We start from the raw sequence: 1,978 nt of genomic DNA, 5'->3' as shown, positions 1-1,978 counted from the left end.
CCTCGCAGCCGACGCTGATCTCGGCCCACGTGGTGGCGAAGCGGTCGCGGGCCGGATCATAGTTCTTGCGCAGGCCGGTCGAGTGACACTCGGCGCACATGAAGTTCCAGTTCTGGTTCAGCTTGGTCCAGTGCAGGACGTCGTCGTGCCGGATCTCCTCGTTGGGATAGAGGTGGAACCAGCGTTGACCACCAGCCTCTTTCCGGCGGCTGTCCCAGGCGATCGAGAGGGCCTGCAGCCGACCGTCCGGGAACGCGACCAGGTACTGCTGCAGCGGGTCGACGCCGAACGTGTAGGTGACCTCGAACGTGGCGAGCTTGCCGTCCGGCCCGTCCGTCTCGACGAAGTACCGGCCGTCCTTGCGAAAGAAGCGCGACGTCACGCCGAAATGTTCGAAGCGCGCGTCGTTGAAGTCGCCCAGCACCGTCTTGTCGTTCGCGTGCTGCATGGCGCGCTCGTGCTGGGAGCCGCGCCAAAGCTGCGCCTCGCCGGCGTGGCAGGTCGCGCAGGCCGCGCTGCCGACGAAGGCGGCCTCGACGCCGGCATCCGAGTGCGCTGGCGTCGCACGGGAGGCGCCCTGCTGCGACTGAAGCGCCACCCCGCCCAGAAGCGCCGCCAGCGCCGCGGCCAAGGCCGCCAGCCAGGGCTTGGATCTCGCTCGATCGGGGGCCGCTGCGCCTTGCGCGCTCAAGCTCGGTGCCGCCTCGGCGAGCGGGCTCCGCGGCAGGCGTCTCGCGAGCGCTCTCCGTCGGCCTCGCGTCACGATCGATCATCCCGGCGCGCGAGGCCGCCAGGGTATCGTGAGCCGCTCGCCTCCGGCCCGATCACGAACCCGACTCGAAGGCGAAGATGCGCTTCCAGTCGTTCTTCATGCTGATCACCGTCCAGCCGCGCCGCTGCGCCTCCTCGTCGAGCGCCGGCGTGAAGCGGCCGACCCTGCTGTCGGGCAATCCTCTCGCCGGGCCATAGGCGTACTCGCGCGCGGCGTCGTCATGCAGCACGAGCATCTTCAGTTGCCCCCCGCTCGCGCCGGTCCACTCCAACATCTCGCGGTCGCCCGTCGAGTTTCCGAACGCGGCCTGGGGCCGGCGGCCGATCATGAAGTAGATGCCCTCGGGCTTGCCGGCGTTGTCGTCGTTCAGGAGCAGCTTCGGCTCCTTGGTCAGGATCGGCCTGCCGTCTCGGCCGTAGCCGTACTTCGTTGCCCCGGCGGTGCCGACCACCTGTTCGGGCGCAACACCGTAGACCCGTTCGGCGTAGACGCGCACGAAGTCCTGGCCGCCACCGGTCACGATGTAGGTCTTGAAGCCGCTGTCGCGCAGGTAGCGCAGGACCTCGAGCATCGGCTGGTAGACGAGTTCGGTATAGGGGCGTTTCCAGCGCGGGTGCTGAGCCTTCTCGATCCAAGTCCGCGCCTCAGCGCGAAACTCCTCCACGGTCATCCCTGTCAATGTCGCGGCGAGGATCTTCTCGAGGTCGCCCCGCGAGAGCTTCGCCATGGCCTCCCGGTCGCCGGAAAGCACGGTCCTGAACGGCTCAACGCTCTTCAGCTCCGACCGCTTTGCCACCACGGCCGGAACCCGTTCGAGGCAGTACATCACCTGAGTATACATGGGATGCTCGACCCAGAGCGTGCCGTCCTGGTCGAAGACCGCAATGCGGTTCTCCGGCACGATGAAGCTCGGGCTCGACCGGTCGGTCGCCGCACGCACGAAATCGAGGATTGCCGTCTGCGCCGGCCCATCGTTCCAAGACGGCAGCGCGCTGCTCGGCACCACACCCTGCGCCGGCGTGGTACCGGGACGGAGCGGCCCGGCCACAGCCGGGAGCAGCGCCGCCGCGGCGAGCAAACTGCGGCGGCTCACCCCGGAAGACGCATCATTCGGTCCCATGCGCTCTCCTCCGAACGACGCCAGGGCTAATTGCTGGAGGGCGGCAGCCTGAGCTTCTCCATCGCCTGCTCGATCGAGAAGCTGCC

General features: G+C 68.3%; 2 protein-coding genes. Both read right to left on the bottom strand.

All coding sequences use genetic code 11. The features are described 5' to 3' along the window. On the bottom strand, window positions 1-691 hold a 691-nt coding region (locus tag WDW90_RS36650; RefSeq protein ID WP_336492647.1), incomplete at its 3' end, for a multiheme c-type cytochrome. 133 nt (window positions 692-824) lie between these two features. Beyond that, a complete protein-coding gene (locus tag WDW90_RS36645) occupies window positions 825-1,892 on the bottom strand; it encodes an HAD family hydrolase (protein ID WP_336492646.1) in 1,068 nt (355 codons plus the stop codon). Window positions 1,893-1,978 lie beyond the last annotated feature (86 nt).

Source organism: Methylobacterium nigriterrae, assembly GCF_037106235.1.
In the GTDB taxonomy this organism is placed as follows: domain Bacteria; phylum Pseudomonadota; class Alphaproteobacteria; order Rhizobiales; family Beijerinckiaceae; genus Methylobacterium; species Methylobacterium nigriterrae.
The sequence above is the reverse complement of the archived record's forward strand: the minus strand, read 5'-3'. Positions and strand labels throughout refer to the sequence as shown.

What these genes read in the sequence shown, in the direction of transcription:
- WDW90_RS36645 (WP_336492646.1), bottom strand. Translation starts at nt 1,892, where the DNA reads ATGGGACCGAATGATGCGTCTTCCGGGGTGAGCCGCCGCAGTTTGCTC.